The organism is Algoriphagus machipongonensis (assembly GCF_000166275.1).
GTDB classification, from domain to species: Bacteria; Bacteroidota; Bacteroidia; order Cytophagales; family Cyclobacteriaceae; genus Algoriphagus; species Algoriphagus machipongonensis.
In genome coordinates this window covers 1,161,733-1,178,550 of record NZ_CM001023.1, presented here as the reverse complement: position 1 = coordinate 1,178,550, position 16,818 = coordinate 1,161,733, and the positions used below count along the sequence as shown (strand labels likewise).

The following is a 16,818-nucleotide window of genomic DNA, read 5'->3' as shown; positions in this document are numbered from 1 at the left end:
TTCACATTGTGGTAAAATTTTTATTTAAAGGTCTAAACCTAGTGACAGTTTAAACACTCTGTTTTTCACATCTGTATCAAAATAATTCAGGTCTGACAATCCCAAATCGTAACTAGCCTGCAAGTTAAGTCCTAAAGGTAAATTCACTCCAAGACCTAATACAGCGCCAATATCATATCCTTTGATCACTTCTGTACTTGAATCTGAGGTATTTCCTAATTCATAATCTCTAGAGATCAAAACCGAGGCTTGAGGACCTGCAAAGACATTGACAATAGGCAAAATATTCACTCTAACTAGAACTGGAACGTCTATGTAATTCACTTTTTCTGTGATATCATCACCACTTGCAGCGTCCATTCCTGTATATCCTTTTTGAGTAAACTGAATCCCAGGTTCAATGGCAACCACTGGAGCATCAATTTTATAATATGCTCCCACATGAAAACCATGCTTGCTATCAAAATTAGTATCAGAGAAATTCGATGAGTTATACCCAGCTCTCACTCCAAATTGGGCTTGGGCCGTAGAGATTAGCCCAATCGAAAAGATTAAAAACAACAACTTTTTCATGTGTCCTGTTAAATTTATTTGGTTTGATTTATAATGCCTTTTTCTAAAAAGAACCTATTTAATGCGAATTTAAACCTAAAAGATTAAATATTTTAATACACAAACAGGGAATAATTAGCTATTAGGCTGATATCAATACAAGTCAAATGCCAAAGAAAGCTTCAGCACCTTATTTCTTTTATCTGGATAATAGTCTCCCAAATCTGTTTTAGCGATATCAAAACTGACTTGGAAATTAACGCCATAAGGAAAACTAACGCCTATTCCCCCTACTCCTCCAAATTCTGTTTTTGGGAAAGCTTCTGAATTGGTATCCACATCTCCTTCAAATTCATATTTCCTAGAAATCAAAAATGAAGCCTGTGGCCCGACAAATAAATGAACTTCTGGAAGAAAATTGATTCTGAAAAGCAGTGGTGCATCCACGTAATTGAGCCTCTCCGTGATGACTTTACCTGTTTGCCCATCGTTTCTCTTCGATCCTCTCTGAGCAAACTGAACCCCAGGTTCGATGGAAATAAAGCCTAACTCAGCCCGATAATAAACTCCCCCGTGTATCCCGAGCATGGCTTTGTAATTAGAATTGGTAAAGTTTCCCGAACTCATCCCTGCTCTAATACCAGCTTGTCCAAAACTCTCTAAAGAAAGGATTGAGAATATAATTAGGGGTAAAAAATACTTCATCTGCCTTTATTTTAACGCTATTCTATAAAAGACTTGCTTTCGATTGTTAAATTGAGGTTTAAAATCAATTGTTCGTAAAAGTATATCAGTAAGCTATATTTTTTCAATCAATCTTTGAATCTAACAGAAGCTTTTTGAAAAAAATGATTTTTAGCAACTTTATTTAGTAAGATACTATGGAAAATTTTCTTGGAATATTTGACAAATTCCCCTTTCTAAGCGACAACGCTAAGGCCGGTTTTTTGAGTAATCTGGAAGAGGTGAAATTTGAAAAGGGGGAATTACTGGAACAAAAAGGGAAGGTCAGTGAGTACCTTTATTATTTTTTGACAGGATCTGCCCGTAGTTATTACACCCGAGAAAATCGTGACATCACTGTTTCTTTTACTCTAGATGGAGAGTTCGTTACAGCCATGCATTCTTTCATTACCCGGAAACCTTCTTATGAAAATATAGAAACTCTTGAAAAGAGCATTGCCTATAGAATTTCGCATGACACCTTGTTAAATATGTTTGAAAATCATCCTGAAACAGAAAGGGCTTACCGGATGATTCTGGAAGAATATTACATTGTTTTAGAGGAGCAACAGATATTTTCAAAATTTAAATCAGCTCGAGAACGCTACCTTGAACTGATGGAGTATAGACCTAAAGTGATACAGAAAGCATCTGTTGGGCATATAGCCTCTTATCTGGATATGAGTATAGAAACACTAAGCCGGATCCGCGCAAAAATCTGATTTGTTGATTTTTATCAATAGTATTTTTTCTGAAGACCGGCAATCTTTGAGGTTCATAGTTTTGAATAAAACCCAATCAAGCCATGGTCAGGATAAATCTCTTTTTCTCAGTTCTTTTTTTGTTTTGCTTAGCTAGCTGCTCAAGTAGTTCTAACGAGCAATCATTTGACTCCTCAAAGCTTCCTCGAGCAAGCCAAGAGCAAGTAGACAAATTGGTTGAAGACTTTATTATGGTTGAGGATGGAGGTACCATTACCATAGCACCTCTCTTCTATGAGCTAAAGACACAATTGATTCTTGACAATAAGAAAAACATCAAAATCATTGGCTCAGGAATGGAGGAATCTGTGCTATCCTTTAGAGGCCTTAATAGCGGCGGAGAGGGAGTTAAAATTGTAGGGAACAATATTTTACTTGAGAAATTCAGTATTGAAGATGCTCCCGGTGATGGTGTAAAAGCGCAGCATACGGATGGGATAACTTTCAGGGAAATAAATGTAACCTGGACAAATGGAGATAAATCCAAAAACGGAACATATGCCATTTACCCTGTTCAATGCAAAAATGTAGTGATAGACAATTGCATCGCTTCTCATTCCAAAGACGCTGGCATTTACGTAGGTCAATCTGAGAACATCATTGTAAAAAACTCGCTTGCTTTCGGAAATGTGGCAGGTATAGAAATTGAAAATTGTGACAATGCGGAAGTATTCAATAACGTCGCTAGAGATAATTCGGGAGGAATTCTAGTTTTTAATCTACCTGGCTTACCAAAAGCCGACGGACGTGGAACTAAGATATATGATAACGAAATCATCGAAAACAATCATGAAAACTTTGCCACTCCATTAGGCGAAGGACCTAATGGAAATACGGTTACGATGATCCCTCCAGGATCTGGAATTGTGCTACTCGCAGCAAAAGAAGTAGAGATTTTCAATAACAACATCGTAGGTAATAAAACGACTGGTGTTGCAATTGCGAGCTACCAAATTACCGGTTTCCCATCAGAGGCACCTAACTGGTCACCATACAGCAGAGATGTATACATTCATGGAAATCACTACGAAAGAACACTGAAAATACCTGATTTATCCAGAGAACTAGGTCAATTGATATCAGTCTATAATGCCCATGGCAAAGGAAAAACCCAAGACATTGTTTATGATGGTATTTGGGACACTTCCATCAGCGAAAAGATAGAGACGAATCCAATGAAGATTTGTATTCAAGAAGAAGGAATAGAGAATATGCATTTTACTCGTTTTTACTTGATGGATGGAGATGAGAACATTCAGGCTTTCAAAGATTACGAACTCTTTCAAAACTGTCAGGTGAGCGTTTCAACAGATGTTTCAAGTTTGGCTTCCCTTTAAAAAGATGAGTATCCAAAGTTATATTTTCAGAGCAATCCCCTTCATCTTGGCAATACAACTTGCTGGTTGTAACAACTCATCTGTTCAGGATGCAACCCAGAAATCTGAACCATTACCTGAAGAAATTGCAGATGGAAATTTGCCCTACAAAAAACTTTCCACCTATCAATTCTTCCAAGGGGAGCTTGCCAACTTAAATCCAAGGGAAGAAGTAATCCCTTATGAGCCTGCATCCTCTTTATTTACTGACTATGCGCTCAAAAAACGCTTTATCAAGATCCCTTCTGGTCAGAAAGCTGGAATCTCTGAAGGAGAACTCCAATACCCAATAGGGACTATTTTAATCAAGAATTTTTACTTTACTGAGGATCTTCGAGACCAGACGAGTAAGCAAAGGATTATAGAAACCCGGTTGTTGATTCTAGAGGAAAATGGCTGGGAGGCCTTTCCATACATTTGGAATGAGGAACAGACGGAAGCAGTATTGAAAGTAGTGGGTGGAGAAAAAACGGTGAAGTTCACTGATTTAAAGGGAGAAGATCAAGTGATCAATTACCTGATCCCAAACAAAAATCAATGCAAGACCTGCCACAATAAATCAGAGGTTTTAGCTCCAATAGGGGCTCAAATCAAGCATTTGAATCATGATTTAAACTATCAAGACACTACATTAAATCAATTGGCGCATTGGCAAGAGTCCGGAATTCTAGAGGGATTTGAAGGTAAAGAAACTTACCCATCAATGATCAATTATCAGGATGAATCACAAGCCTTGTCTAAGAGGGCGATGGCTTACCTTGATGTCAATTGCTCTCATTGTCACAGCGCCGAGGGACCTGCAAGTACTTCTGGACTATTTTTAACTTTTGATCAAGAGGATCAGATGAAATTAGGGGTTATGAAAACTCCTGTTGCTGCTGGAAATGGAGCTGGAAGTTTTGATTATGACATTGTCCCAGGAAAGGCAGATGAATCGATCATTACTCACCGTATGAATTCCACCGAAGTGGGTATTGCGATGCCAGAACTTGGAAGAACTACAGTGCACATAGAAGGCGTGCAACTAATCAAAGACTGGATTAATAGTATGAATTAGAACTCGAGTTTACAAAAATCGAGAGTTTAACTAAAGGTTCGGAAAGTGTGTCAATCCGAGAAATGTCAAGAACGCTTCGACTTCTTACTTATATCAGTCAGGCGTTCAGAGTGATTTTTATTGGCACTCCTACATAAAAAAAACACCTCTGCTTTATCTCAGAGGTGTTTTTGTTTTTTGCTTAAATTTAGAAAGTATATCCAGCAGATAATTTAAATCCTCTGTTATACACATCCGCATCACTGTCCTTGAAAATCGGAGTAAAGCCGTAATCGTAAGACGCTTGTACGTTAAATCCTTTTGGTAAATTATAACCAACACCCAGTACAAGACCTAAGTCGGTCTCTTTGATGGCATCAGAATCATAGGAAATAGTGTTTCCAAAGAAATCTCCTTCAAACTTCGAATTCATTAAGAAAGAAATCTGTGGTCCAGCAAAGATGTTGATCCCTTCTGAAGGGTACATTCTGAAAAGCACTGGAATATCCAAGTAATTCAAAATCGCTCTACTGTCTGCAAAGTCATCGTTTTGAGTTCCTTTGACAGAATAATATAATCCCGGTTCCAAAGAAAGACGTTCTGTCATAAACAGCATCGTATATCCACCTACATGGAATCCTACACGATTGGTATAATCATTTTCAGAAACATCACTACCTCCGAAGTTGAAAAGGCTGGCTCCACCTCGGACTCCAAATCCTCCTAATTTTTCTGATTGTGCTTGAGATGCTGAAATTCCAATGAATCCTAGGGCGATAATTAGCAATAGCTTTTTCATGTTTTCAATTTTGGTTTCCCCTCAATTGAAACTAAGTCAATGCCAAAAAATCCTAGAAAAGTGGTTTTGATTAATTTTTAGCTGATTACTTTCTTATCCACGTAATCAGAATTCAGTAGTCCAAGGGCCCCCATATATTTCAGATCAAAAGTTAGAGAATCTCCCACTTTATAATTTTGAAGATTCTTCCCAAGATTGATAATGATCATATCAGAGCTAGCTCCCAAAATCTCAATTCCCTGATCTTTTGGAATCAAATATTTTGGATCCACATCTAATAAACCTATGTCCAAAATAGCCCGGAAAGAACTTTGCCCATACAACTCTGTATCTATTTCAGCTGTCTCTCCTTGTGGGTTATTTGCCAGATTACCAACGGGTAACATAGGTTTCTCTTGCATTTCCACAATTTCTGTGTGAAGCACAAAAACATCTCCTTGCATTCCCTCTATCAACTTCTCTTCAAAAAGGTCCAAGCCAAAATACAAGGTTTCACCAACACGGAAATGATTAATTCCCAATGGTAATTGATGAGTCAACATCAAGGGTATAGTCACAGAAGTACCGGCAGAAACCCAAGGTATTTTTTTATTGAATTTAAGCTCAATGATTTGCTTGTAGAGAGAAAGCTGAATCAATTTATCTGTAGATGGCATTACCCCATTCAGGCAGTTGAGATTCGTCCCTAAACCGATGACTTCAATATTTGGCAACTGGAAAATTTGGGAATAAAATTCCACTAACTGTTCCCCCATCACTCCTTCTCTCAGGTCACCGGTCTCCACCATAATGATGATTTTGTGCTTCTTTTTCTGAAGCACAGCTTCTTCGCTAATCCAATGAATTGTATTTAACTCACTGTTTAAGCTGACATCTGCAAACTCCACCATTTTACCCACATTTCTTTTGGAAACGGGCTTGATATAGACTGTTTGTACAGATGGTTTAATCTTTTTGACCATGGCTAGATTGCTGATCCTAGAATCATGAATCTCCCGCACTCCCAGGTTTATCAACTCCTGCAGATACATTCTATTTCCACAAAGTAATTTGGAAACAACGCCCCAGGATATTTTTTGTGAATCAAAAAGTTCTTTCAAAAACTCAAAATTCTCTTTGAGTTTCGTACGGTGTAAAGTCAGTAAAGCCATTTTATTTGGTCAATCTCATTTCGAGATATTTGTTGGTAAAACCGAGTCTTTCGTAAAGTTTCCTAGCAGGGTTATCAGGTTCTACGTGAAGTGCCACAGCACCACTTGCCATGTTTATGGCTGTAGTCATGATTTTCCCTCCGATTCCTTTTCCACGTTGTTTCTCATCAACGGCAATATAAACTAATATATTCTCCGGAATATAACCAGACATTCCCGTCTTGTTCATCACTAATGCACCCACGATTTCGCCTTTTTCTCTAGCTAGCACCACATATCCTCCCCCATGTAATCCTTGGTCAAGGGCATAATCCAAGCATTTCATAATGTCATCTTTTGGATCACCATACTTTCCCAGGTGGTGGAAAAGAAAATCTGCTATTTCATTTTTTTGTAGGAAGGTCGCGGAATCAATCGCGGATAAAGTTTCGAGCTTGATCATATAGATTTTAACTTAGAACTAGTTTCTTTTTGAATTTTTATAACTGACACAAAAGCCAGCAAGGAGACTGTCAAACCAAATAAATTGGCATCAAGTCCAAAAGGCAATGCTATTTCAGAAATGGTCAAGCCTGCAGTGACGGCTCCTCCGGCAATCATAGAAACTACCGCGGCAGTCCCATTGTTTTGATGAAAGAACAAGCCGCCTATGACAGGGACTAATAGACCAGAGACCATAAATGCATAACTATAAAGCATGAGGCTCAAAACCTCCGTCATTTGCATCGCAATCAAAATTGCTACTCCTCCAATCACCAAAGTCAAGACCTGGCTGACTCTCATTTCTTCTTTGAGGGTTTTTCCTTTCAAAAACTTCCCCAATAAATCTGTTGTCATATTACCAGAAGCTGCCATTAGGCAAGAATCCGCTGTAGACAACACTGCGGAAAAATAGGCTGACATCATCAATCCTAAAATCCCCGCCGGTAATATTTGGCTTAGCAATACAGGAAGGCCCATTTCTGGATCCATTCCTAAATCAAAGCCTTCCAGAACTCCTTGTTCCACGGCTACCCTGGAAAGTAAGCCTAAGGATACTCCTAGAAATGCCATGATGGGCCATTCAAAGAGACCGGCAATAAACCATGCCTTCTTTGCTGACTTGACATCCCTTGCAGCAAAGATCCTTTGGTACAAAGTCATACCTACAAACCAAATTGGGATGATAGTAATTCCCCAATTTGCTAAATCTTGCCATGTTAAGTTACTAAATGAAAAGAAAGAAGCCGGTAAAGTTTCAGAAATACCACTCCAACCACCTACAAAATTGTAAGCCATGGGCACTCCTATAAACATCAAACCTAGCATCAAAATGATCCATTGAACAGTATCTGTATAGATCACGGCTTTAAGACCTCCCAATACAGTATAAATGACGGCAATCCCACCCATAATCAATAAGGCAACATCTAGATCCAAAGCTTCGAAAGTTCCAGAGGCAAGCTTAGCCCCAGCTAATAATTGGGAGGAGGTAAATCCTAAATAGCCCAAGAAACAAATGATGGCTGAAACTCTTGCTGCATTGGAGTTATACAAATGCCCCATGATTTGGGGGAAAGTAAAAAATTTGGCAAAAGCGGGATCTGCTTTTACTCTTGGAATCAATAATACGGCTGCCAACCATGCTCCAAGAAGTCCAGTAAAAAGCATCCAGGAACCTGAAATCCCCATGGCGAAACCTAAGCCTCCTAATCCGATTGAAAATCCTCCACCTACATCTGTAGCAACAACAGATAGCCCAATATGCCAGCTACCTATGCTTCTTCCGCCAACATAATAATCCTCCTGACCTGTGTTCTTTTTCATATAAAAAAATCCTACACCCAGCATCGCTATCATGTAGGCCAAAAAGATCCCCAGATCTATCCAACTCATACCTATTTTTTATTTGTAATAAATTCATTCTAAATTATAACTTTTCAAAGTTATGCTTTAATGCTTAATTAAGCGAATTTTAAGTATTTTAATGTAAAAATTAGTCAAACAGTGCAAAATAATACTTAATTAATATAATTTTTTAGATTTAAGAAAAGCAGGATTAGAATGAGTCAAAATCCCTTCATACCCTACTTTTTAAGTCCAAAACTTACCTACTAATTGGTAAAATCACTTTAATACCAACTATTGGTTTGAGAAATGGTTTTAGGCAGACTTTATTTCTTTATTTTTTCGGTTTCATCTTTTACAAAATACTTGACATAAATCAAGACTATAATTGGAACGAATACCAAACCACTAACAAAGTTCAATAAGGAAACCCAATCGGTTAACTCGATTCCACCTTTTGAAATCAAAACAAGATCACCCAAGGGACCATTTGAAAAAATGGTATTGTAAACAAAATTCCATCCCAGATGAAGCCCAAATGGTAGCAGGATCGATTTCGTTTTTGAGAAAGCCAAAGCCCATGCGTAGCCCATTAATCCAGTACCGATAAAAACTAGAATCATTGCCATCAAATTCCCTAAAACGCCGAATGAGAACCAATGATAAATTCCAAAAGCGATTGCGGAAATTAAAACACTTTTTGCTGAGCCTATTTTTTGGATTAGAATATATAATAATGCTCCTCGAAAAATCAATTCTTCTGTTAATACTGATTTAAAATCCCACCAAAATGATTCTAAAATAATACCGCCAGTAATATCTTTATTCAATATCCAAGTAGAGGATTTAAGATATGATTCTAAAAATTGAACAAGAATGCAGAGTATTCCAGTGATTAAAAACCCGATTAAGAATTGATTTAATCTTTTGCCAATTGGAAGAAATCCTAATACAGAAATATTTTTCTTTTCAACCAGATATAAAAGCAACCAGGAAACTGCAGCTATAATGAAAATCCCTATCATTTTTTCTTAAACACTTTTCTTTGTTTAGTACTGAGATTATGAAAGATTGCGTCGCTGTAACTCCTTCTTAATGATGGCTTGTTTTTTAGGTTTCTTCAGAAAAAGATAAATCAGGAAAAGAGGAATTAAGGCAAGAAATCCCATGCCATCAGCGAGGAAACCAAAAATAAGTATCCCTATCAGAAAGCCGATAAAGAACGCATCAAAGATGGGGGAGGGCTTATTATTTTTAGCGTGCTCCAGTAATTCTTCGTCACTAAGGTTGGATAGTTCTTGCTCAGTCATAGTATAGGTTATCTATTCAATAAGTTAGCTCTGATTTTCCGGTAAGCTTTCAGCTGATCAAATTAAGAAATATTCTTCTCTAAAAACCTTTTCAAACCCACTCTCCCACCATCATTCTACTAAGATTTCCACAAAAATTTCCACAAAAACAGTAAAAAAATAACCTTGCACCTCTCTAAAATCAAAAGTTTCACAGCCCCCCTTTAAACCGAATATATACGAACCTCTTTCATGCTACAGCATGATTCACTCCAAACCAAAAAAAGCCGGCTCTCGCCGGCTTTTAAATTCTATAAGAATACTTGATTCAATTATACATTCTCACTTTTCACAGAAGCAGAGAAAAACTCTCTATTCATTCTAGCAATATTCGTCAAGCTGATTCCTTTAGGGCATTCAGCCTCACAGGCTCCTGTGTTAGTACAAGCTCCGAAACCTTCCTCGTCCATCTGGGCAATCATCTTCTCTGCTCTGGACATTCTTTCCACTTGACCTTGTGGAAGCATCGCCAGTTGAGAGATTTTCGCAGAGGTAAATAGCATTGCGGAAGCATTTTTACATGCTGCAACACAAGCTCCACAACCGATACAAGTAGCCGAATCAAAAGCTTCATCAGCTATTCTCTTTGGAATAGGAATCTCATTTGCATCTGGCACACCACCTGTGTTTACAGAGACATATCCACCTGCCTGAATAATTCTATCAAAAGCAGATCGCTCTACTACCAAATCTTTCACCACGGGGAAAGCTGCAGCTCTCCAAGGCTCAATCGTGATGGTATCACCATCAGAGAAAGAACGCATGTGTAGCTGACAAGTAGTCGTCTGTTTAGGGCCATGAGGATGACCATTGATATAAAGTGAGCACATGCCACAAATACCTTCACGGCAATCATGATCAAAATGCACTGGATCTTCTCCTTTGACAGCTAGTTCCTCATTCAAGACATCCATCATTTCTAGGAATGACATGTCAGTGGAAATACCATCTATTGGATAGGTGACAAAACCGCCCTTATCGTTGGCGTTTTTCTGTCTCCATATTTTTAATGTCAGTTTCATAATTAATAGTTATGAATTAAAGTCTTGAATTTATTTGTAGGATCTCTGAGTCAACTTCACGTTTTCAAACACAAGCGGCTCTTTGTGTAGCGTTTCAGGCGCATTTTCTGCCATAAATTCCCAAGCAGCTACATAAGCAAAGTTCTCATCATCTCTCAGAGCCTCCCCTTCAGGAGTTTGAGATTCTGTTCTGAAGTGTCCACCGCAAGATTCATTTCTGTTTAATGCGTCGTCCACCATCAATTCTCCAAGCTCCAAGAAATCAGCTACTCGGCTCGCTTTCTCCAAAGTCTGGTTCAGCTCTTCGTTTGCACCAAGTACTTTTACATCTTTCCAGAACTCTTTTCTAAGCTCCTGAATCATGCCTTTTGCTTTGGTCAAACCTTCAGCATTTCTTGCCATACCACAGTATTCCCACATGATATGTCCCAAAGCTTTATGGAAGTAATCGACAGTTTTGGTTCCGTTGATACTTAAAAGCTTTTGAATCGCATCTTTCACACCTTTTTCTGCTTTCGCAAATTCAGGATGATTTGCATCTACAGGTGCTGGGCCTATTTGTGCCAAATAATCACCGATCGTATAAGGAACCACAAAGTATCCATCAGCCAAACCTTGCATCAAAGCCGAAGCTCCCAATCTGTTTGCTCCATGATCTGAGAAGTTAGCTTCACCAAGGGAATAAAGACCCGGAACGGTGGTAGATAAGTTATAATCAACCCAAAGTCCACCCATGGTGTAGTGAACTGCAGGATATATTTTCATTGGAGTCTGGTAAGGATTCTCTCCAGTGATCTGCTGATACATATCAAACAAGTTACCGTATCTCGCGCGGATCGCATCCTCGCCGTCTCGATTGATCGCATCACGGAAATCAAGGAATACAGCTTGACCTGTTTCATTCACTCCGCGGCCCTCATCACATACGTCTTTCGCATTTCTGGAGGCCACATCACGAGGAACCAGGTTACCAAAACTTGGATACTTTCTCTCCAAGTAGTAATCACGATCCTCCTCCTTAATATCTTTTGGCTTAATTTCTCCTTTGCGAAGTTTCTCTGCCGTTTCTTTTGTCTTTGGCACCCAAACACGTCCATCGTTTCTCAAGGATTCTGACATCAAAGTCAACTTGGACTGATGATCTCCTGAAACAGGAATACAGGTAGGGTGAATCTGTGTATAGCAAGGATTAGCGAAGTAAGCACCTTTTTTATGCGCTCTCCAAGCTGCGGTCACATTCGATCCCATTGCATTGGTAGAAAGGAAAAATACGTTTCCGTATCCACCACTACATAATAGTACTGCGTGAGCAGCATGAGTTTCGATTGCACCGGTGATCAAGTTTCTTGTCACAATACCTCTAGCATGTCCGTCGATAGTCACGACATCCATCATTTCGGTACGAGGATAAAGCTTCACTTTACCATTGGCAACTTGACGGCTCAAAGCAGAATAAGCTCCAAGTAACAACTGCTGTCCCGTTTGGCCCCTCGCGTAGAAAGTTCTGGAAACCTGCGCTCCACCGAAGGATCGGTTGGCAAGCAATCCACCATATTCTCTAGCAAAAGGAACCCCTTGCGCTACGCATTGGTCAATGATATTGACAGATACTTCTGCAAGACGGTACACATTGGATTCACGAGAACGGTAATCACCACCTTTAATGGTATCGTAGAACAATCTATAAACCGAGTCACCGTCATTTTGGTAGTTTTTAGCAGCATTGATTCCTCCTTGTGCTGCAATAGAGTGCGCACGACGAGGACTATCCTGGAAGCAAAATGCTTTCACGTTATAGCCAAGCTCTGCCAAAGAAGCAGCCGCTGAAGCTCCGGCAAGACCGGTTCCAACCACGATTACTTCGTATTTTCTTTTGTTTGCTGGGTTCACCAGCTTACTATTAAACTTATGTTTAGTCCACTTTTCGGCTAAAGGTCCGATTGGGGTTTTTGAATCTAGTATCATAGGGGACTATTGATTAGCTCTGTGTGAAATAGATATAAACTGGCATGCTGGCAAAAAGAATCGGCACCAGAATGCAATAAATTTTTCCGATCACCTCGATGGCTGGTGAATACTTCGCGTGGTTCAAACCAAGGGTCTGAAAGGCACTTGAAAATCCATGAGAAAGGTGGAATGCCAAGAAAGCCATGGCTACCACATACCCAATTACCATCAACTCATTTTGGAAAGCAAAAGTCACGATACTGTACAGATCTTTGTATTGCTCACCCTCATAAGTCACAAAGGGTAAATCTCCCCAATGCATCTGAGCCCAAAAGCTTTGCATGTGAACAACAATGAAAATCAAAATGATCGTTCCCAAGATTCCCATGTTACGGGAGGAAAGAGTAGTAGACGGCGGAGTAGAGACGCCATAACCAACAGGTCGTGCTGACTTATTTGTTTTAGAAAGCCAAATGGAAAATATCACGTGACCAATGATCGAAATATAAGTCAGGTACGATAGAAGCTTTACTGCGGGGTTGGTGGTCATAAACTTGGCATAAATATTAAATGCCTCACCACCATCATCCTTAAACAACAGTAAATTTCCCGAAACGTGACCTGTTAAAAACAGGATCAGGAAAAGTCCGGTCAATGCCATGATCAGTTTCCTGCCTATTGTGCTACTCAAGGTTTTTGTAACCCAGCTCATACAATTTTTGCGATTAGATTAGAACGAAATCTTTGATTATTACCGCCAAATTTACATTTGGATGAGGTACTAAACAATCCTACTAAAAAAGGATTGCTTATTTTAAACTGTTCTAAATAACTAGGTGTTTTTGTAGCCATCTATTAAATTGAACGTCATTATAACAAGCAATGAATTTTTATTGTTTGATTTTAAGAGGATTTTCTACTTTCTTCCGTTTTATTCGTATAGGTAGAAAATCGATCGATATTGATTACCATCGAACCACTTTTTGTAGATTACACGTATCTCAATAAGTGACCAGAGCAATTTGACCAACATGAAACTGAAACATTCCTTAGGATTATTTTTATTGTTCTTTCTGATAGGCTTGACTGAAGCAATGGCCACACACATCAGAGCAGGTGAGATCAGAGTCCAAAGAACATCTGTTCAAACCCTTAAGTATGACATCATTGTGGTCGGATATACCGATACAAGATCTTCAGTAGTTTTTGGCCCGGGAAAAATTGATTTCGGTGATGGTCGGGTGGTCGATGGCTTGAATACTGAAAGTGCTTTTAGTCTTGTTACAGACTTAGGAAACCAAATTGAAAAAAACACTTTTGTCATTGAGCACACATTTCAAGGTCCAGGTGTTTACACTATTCGTTTTCAAGAATTCAATAGAAATGACAGAACCTTAAATATGGACAATTCGGTAGATACGCCGTTTTATGTGGAAACTCAAATTACAATTGACCCTTTCATAGGAGTGAATAACTCTCCGGTTTTGACGATACCACCAGTAGATAATGGTGCCATCAACTCTAGATATATTCATAATCCCGGAGCCTATGATCCAGATGGGGATAGTTTGGCTTATGAAATGGATGTGCCTAAGCAGCAATTCCAAAGACCTGTAAATAATTATAGAAGCCCTGCTTCCTCTGAATTTAGCTTTAACAAGCAAGACGGTAGCACCCCTGCTACTCTCACTTTAGATCCCATTTTTGGAGATTTAATTTGGGATGCCCCGGGAACTGCGGGGCAATTTAACGTGGCTTTTCGAATAAAAGAGTTTCGAAAACTCGATGGTGAATGGGTCCAAATAGGCTATGTCGTCAGGGATATGCAGATAATAATAGAAAACTCAGATAATCGAAGGCCAGAGTTAATTCTTCCTGATGATGTCTGCGTGGAAGCGGGCACTTTACTCACTGATATCATTCAAGGGTCAGATCCTGACGGAGACCCGATAAGAATAGAATTGTATGGTGAGCCAATGGAAATAGATACTTCGCCTGCTAGTTACTCTCCTGAAGCTGAATTTCAACCCAGTCCAGGCATTGTTAATTTTGAATGGCAAACAATCTGTAATCATATCCGAGCCAGAGAATACGATGTACGCGTAAGAATTTCGGATCAACCTGATTCAGGACCAAGCTTAGTAGATATTCAAACGTGGAGAATAAAAGTTATTGGACCTGCTCCAGAAGTTGATCAAATAGAGCAACAGGCAGGTAGGTCTGCCGAGATCTCTTGGGACCCTTATGTTTGTTCGAATTCCGCAGCTGAAATGCAGGTATGGAGAAGAATTAATTCAGATCCTTACGAGCCAGACAGCTGTGAAACAGGCATTAGAGCTGGATATGAGTTGGTAGGAATTACTGACATGGAAACATTTAGCTTTACCGACACCAATAACGATGACGGTTTAGCTCCAGGAAACACGTATTGTTACAGACTTGTAGCCGCTTTCCCTGCTCCAAGATTAGGAGAAAGCGTCGTGTCTGAAGAATTCTGTATTACCGTTGATGTGGATGTTCCAATTATCACCAATGTTAGTGTTGAGGAAACTGACCCTACAGCAGGCGAGATTTTCGTAAAATGGACACCTCCTTACGACATTGATAGGACCGTATATCCTGGACCTTTTACTTATGAGCTTCTTCGAAATACAGGCTTTACGGGAAATCAAGATCAAGTTTCTTTAGGAGTAACCTCAGACACTCTATTAACTGATACAGGATTAAATACCGAAAACCTAGTTTATAATTACGAGGTGATTCTGTTAGACCGAGGCACCAAAATAGACACCTCCTCAAAAGCTTCTTCAGTTTGGCTGGAACCAACTATCATCAATGAGTCCATTGAGTTGACTTGGGAATTTTCCGTGCCATGGAACAACAGCGTGGCTCAATATGAACACGAGGTTTATAGAAATAGAACGGATGCTAACTCTTCGGATGCTGACACTTTCGTGAAAATTGCGGATGTGGATGTCACACAGGATGGGTTCAAATTCTTGGATGATGGAAGCTTTAATGGTGTACCACTGGAAAAAGATATTTCTTATTGCTATTACGTTATTACCAAGGGTTCTTACAATGTGGACGGCCTTGTCTATCCTCTGGAAAACAAATCTCAAATTGTCTGTGCAAAACCAGATGACAATAGACTTCCTTGTCCTCCAGTCTTGACCTTTGAAGGACCTCTTTGCGAAGAATACTTGGCTGAGCAACCATGTAACACCTCCACATTCTATCATGACTTAAGTTGGACTCCTGACTTTAGTGGCGAATGTGATGATGAGTTAAGTTCTTACAGACTTTACTATACGAATGAAGGCGAGGATAGCGAGTATACCATGATCAAGGAAATCTCTGCCTTGGAGCTTCAAACAAGAGTTACTGACTTAATGACCTACCGCGGATGTTATTATATCACCGCTGTGGATAGATCAGGTAATGAAAGTGAGCCTAGTAACGTCGTTTGTGTTGAGAACTGCCCAACTTATAATTTACCGAACGCCTTCACACCAAATGGTGATGGGTTGAATGAAACCTTTATGGCCTTCGATAATCCATTCTCCCAGTGTCCAAGATTTGTTTTAGGCGTTGAAATATTGATTGTCAATAGATGGGGTGCTGAAGTGTTCACTTACAACAGTCTTGAGTCTAATGAAAATGACATTTTCATCAGATGGGATGGAAAAGACAAAAACGGAAATGATCTTCCAGCAGGAACTTACTTCTATTCCGGTTCGGTTACTTACGATGTTTTGGACCCTAACCAGCAGAAAGAGAGCTTAAAAGGAACGATCCAGATTTTACGATGAGTCATAAGCAATCCATCATCTTTTTTGATGGTGTCTGCAACCTCTGCAATGCTTCCATAGACTTTGTTATTCAAAGAGATAAGGATAACAAATATCTTGTGGGAGCATTGCAAGATGAGGTGAGTAAAAAAATACTATCCCAGTTTTCAGTGGATAAAAATTATTTGGATTCCATCGTGCTTTTAGAAGCAAATCAAATTTTTTATAAAAGCACAGCTGCACTAAAAATCGCAAAAAACCTGTCCGGACTTTGGCCAGTGTTATACCCGCTGATTTTTTTGCCCGTAGGGTTTAGAGATTACTTTTATAATTGGATAGGAAAGAATAGGTACAAATGGTACGGTAAAAAATCGACTTGTAGACTTCCCACAAAAGAGGAGCAGGATAAATTTTTAACTCAAGAAAAACTCCCTGATTATCTCTCAGTAGGTCTGTAGCTAATCTGCTGATCGAAAAGCATTAT

The 16,818-nt window shown here is 39.2% G+C and carries 16 protein-coding genes; 5 read left to right on the top strand and 11 right to left on the bottom strand.

Annotated features, from left to right (window positions below; genetic code table 11):
• Positions 1-24: 24 nt before the first annotated feature.
• On the bottom strand, positions 25-573 hold the full coding sequence (locus ALPR1_RS05155) for a porin family protein (RefSeq protein ID WP_008198946.1): 549 nt from the start codon (positions 571-573) through the stop codon (positions 25-27).
• Between the two features lie 132 nt (positions 574-705).
• Entirely contained in the window at positions 706-1,257 is a 552-nt protein-coding gene (locus tag ALPR1_RS05150) for a porin family protein (protein WP_008198945.1), read from the bottom strand.
• A gap of 176 nt (positions 1,258-1,433) precedes the next feature.
• Here ALPR1_RS05150 and ALPR1_RS05145 point away from each other — a divergent pair, with 176 nt between their 5' ends.
• From ALPR1_RS05145 to ALPR1_RS05135, 3 genes are all read left to right on the top strand, one after another.
• Positions 1,434-1,997: a Crp/Fnr family transcriptional regulator gene (locus ALPR1_RS05145; protein WP_008198944.1), complete on the top strand. Its 564-nt coding sequence runs from the start codon at positions 1,434-1,436 to the stop codon at positions 1,995-1,997.
• Positions 1,998-2,080: 83 nt separating this feature from the next.
• A complete protein-coding gene (locus ALPR1_RS05140; RefSeq protein WP_008198943.1) occupies positions 2,081-3,373 on the top strand; it encodes a parallel beta-helix domain-containing protein in 1,293 nt (430 codons plus the stop codon).
• 46 nt (positions 3,374-3,419) lie between these two features.
• Positions 3,420-4,469: an SO2930 family diheme c-type cytochrome gene (locus ALPR1_RS05135; RefSeq protein WP_237701614.1), complete on the top strand. Its 1,050-nt coding sequence runs from the start codon at positions 3,420-3,422 to the stop codon at positions 4,467-4,469.
• Between the two features lie 187 nt (positions 4,470-4,656).
• On the opposite strand, the gene ALPR1_RS05130 is transcribed toward ALPR1_RS05135, so the two are convergent.
• The 9 genes from ALPR1_RS05130 to ALPR1_RS05090 all read right to left on the bottom strand — a co-directional run bounded on the left by ALPR1_RS05130 (position 4,657) and on the right by ALPR1_RS05090 (position 13,255).
• Positions 4,657-5,247 (bottom strand): porin family protein, encoded by a 591-nt coding sequence (locus tag ALPR1_RS05130; RefSeq protein ID WP_008198939.1) that lies wholly within the window; start codon positions 5,245-5,247, stop codon positions 4,657-4,659.
• Between the two features lie 77 nt (positions 5,248-5,324).
• The gene (locus tag ALPR1_RS05125; RefSeq protein ID WP_008198938.1) at positions 5,325-6,398 is read right to left on the bottom strand and encodes an alanine/ornithine racemase family PLP-dependent enzyme; all 1,074 of its coding nucleotides are present in this window, start codon (positions 6,396-6,398) and stop codon (positions 5,325-5,327) included.
• A gap of 1 nt (position 6,399) precedes the next feature.
• Complete coding sequence (locus ALPR1_RS05120; protein WP_008198937.1) at positions 6,400-6,840, bottom strand: GNAT family N-acetyltransferase; 441 nt, start codon at positions 6,838-6,840, stop codon at positions 6,400-6,402.
• Complete coding sequence (locus ALPR1_RS05115) at positions 6,837-8,273, bottom strand: sodium:solute symporter family protein (protein WP_008198936.1); 1,437 nt, start codon at positions 8,271-8,273, stop codon at positions 6,837-6,839. Before ALPR1_RS05115 ends, ALPR1_RS05120 begins: the two co-directional genes overlap by 4 nt.
• A 278-nt stretch (positions 8,274-8,551) precedes the next feature.
• Positions 8,552-9,250 carry a CPBP family intramembrane glutamic endopeptidase gene (locus ALPR1_RS05110; RefSeq protein WP_008198935.1) on the bottom strand — a complete coding sequence of 233 codons (699 nt, stop codon included), beginning with the start codon at positions 9,248-9,250 and terminating at the stop codon, positions 8,552-8,554.
• A gap of 36 nt (positions 9,251-9,286) precedes the next feature.
• Complete coding sequence (locus ALPR1_RS05105; RefSeq protein ID WP_008198932.1) at positions 9,287-9,535, bottom strand: hypothetical protein; 249 nt, start codon at positions 9,533-9,535, stop codon at positions 9,287-9,289.
• A 311-nt stretch (positions 9,536-9,846) separates the two neighbouring features.
• Positions 9,847-10,596, bottom strand: a complete 750-nt coding sequence (locus ALPR1_RS05100; protein WP_008198929.1) for a succinate dehydrogenase/fumarate reductase iron-sulfur subunit — start codon at positions 10,594-10,596, stop codon at positions 9,847-9,849.
• A gap of 30 nt (positions 10,597-10,626) precedes the next feature.
• Positions 10,627-12,561 (bottom strand): fumarate reductase/succinate dehydrogenase flavoprotein subunit, encoded by a 1,935-nt coding sequence (locus tag ALPR1_RS05095; protein ID WP_008198927.1) that lies wholly within the window; start codon positions 12,559-12,561, stop codon positions 10,627-10,629.
• 13 nt (positions 12,562-12,574) lie between these two features.
• Entirely contained in the window at positions 12,575-13,255 is a 681-nt protein-coding gene (locus tag ALPR1_RS05090; protein WP_008198925.1) for a succinate dehydrogenase cytochrome b subunit, read from the bottom strand.
• A gap of 319 nt (positions 13,256-13,574) precedes the next feature.
• Here ALPR1_RS05090 and ALPR1_RS05085 point away from each other — a divergent pair, with 319 nt between their 5' ends.
• Positions 13,575-16,355, top strand: coding sequence for a T9SS type B sorting domain-containing protein (locus tag ALPR1_RS05085; protein WP_008198924.1), 2,781 nt, complete (start codon positions 13,575-13,577; stop codon positions 16,353-16,355).
• Positions 16,352-16,792: a thiol-disulfide oxidoreductase DCC family protein gene (locus tag ALPR1_RS05080; protein ID WP_008198922.1), complete on the top strand. Its 441-nt coding sequence runs from the start codon at positions 16,352-16,354 to the stop codon at positions 16,790-16,792. Before ALPR1_RS05085 ends, ALPR1_RS05080 begins: the two co-directional genes overlap by 4 nt.
• The last annotated feature ends 26 nt before the right edge of the window (positions 16,793-16,818 follow it).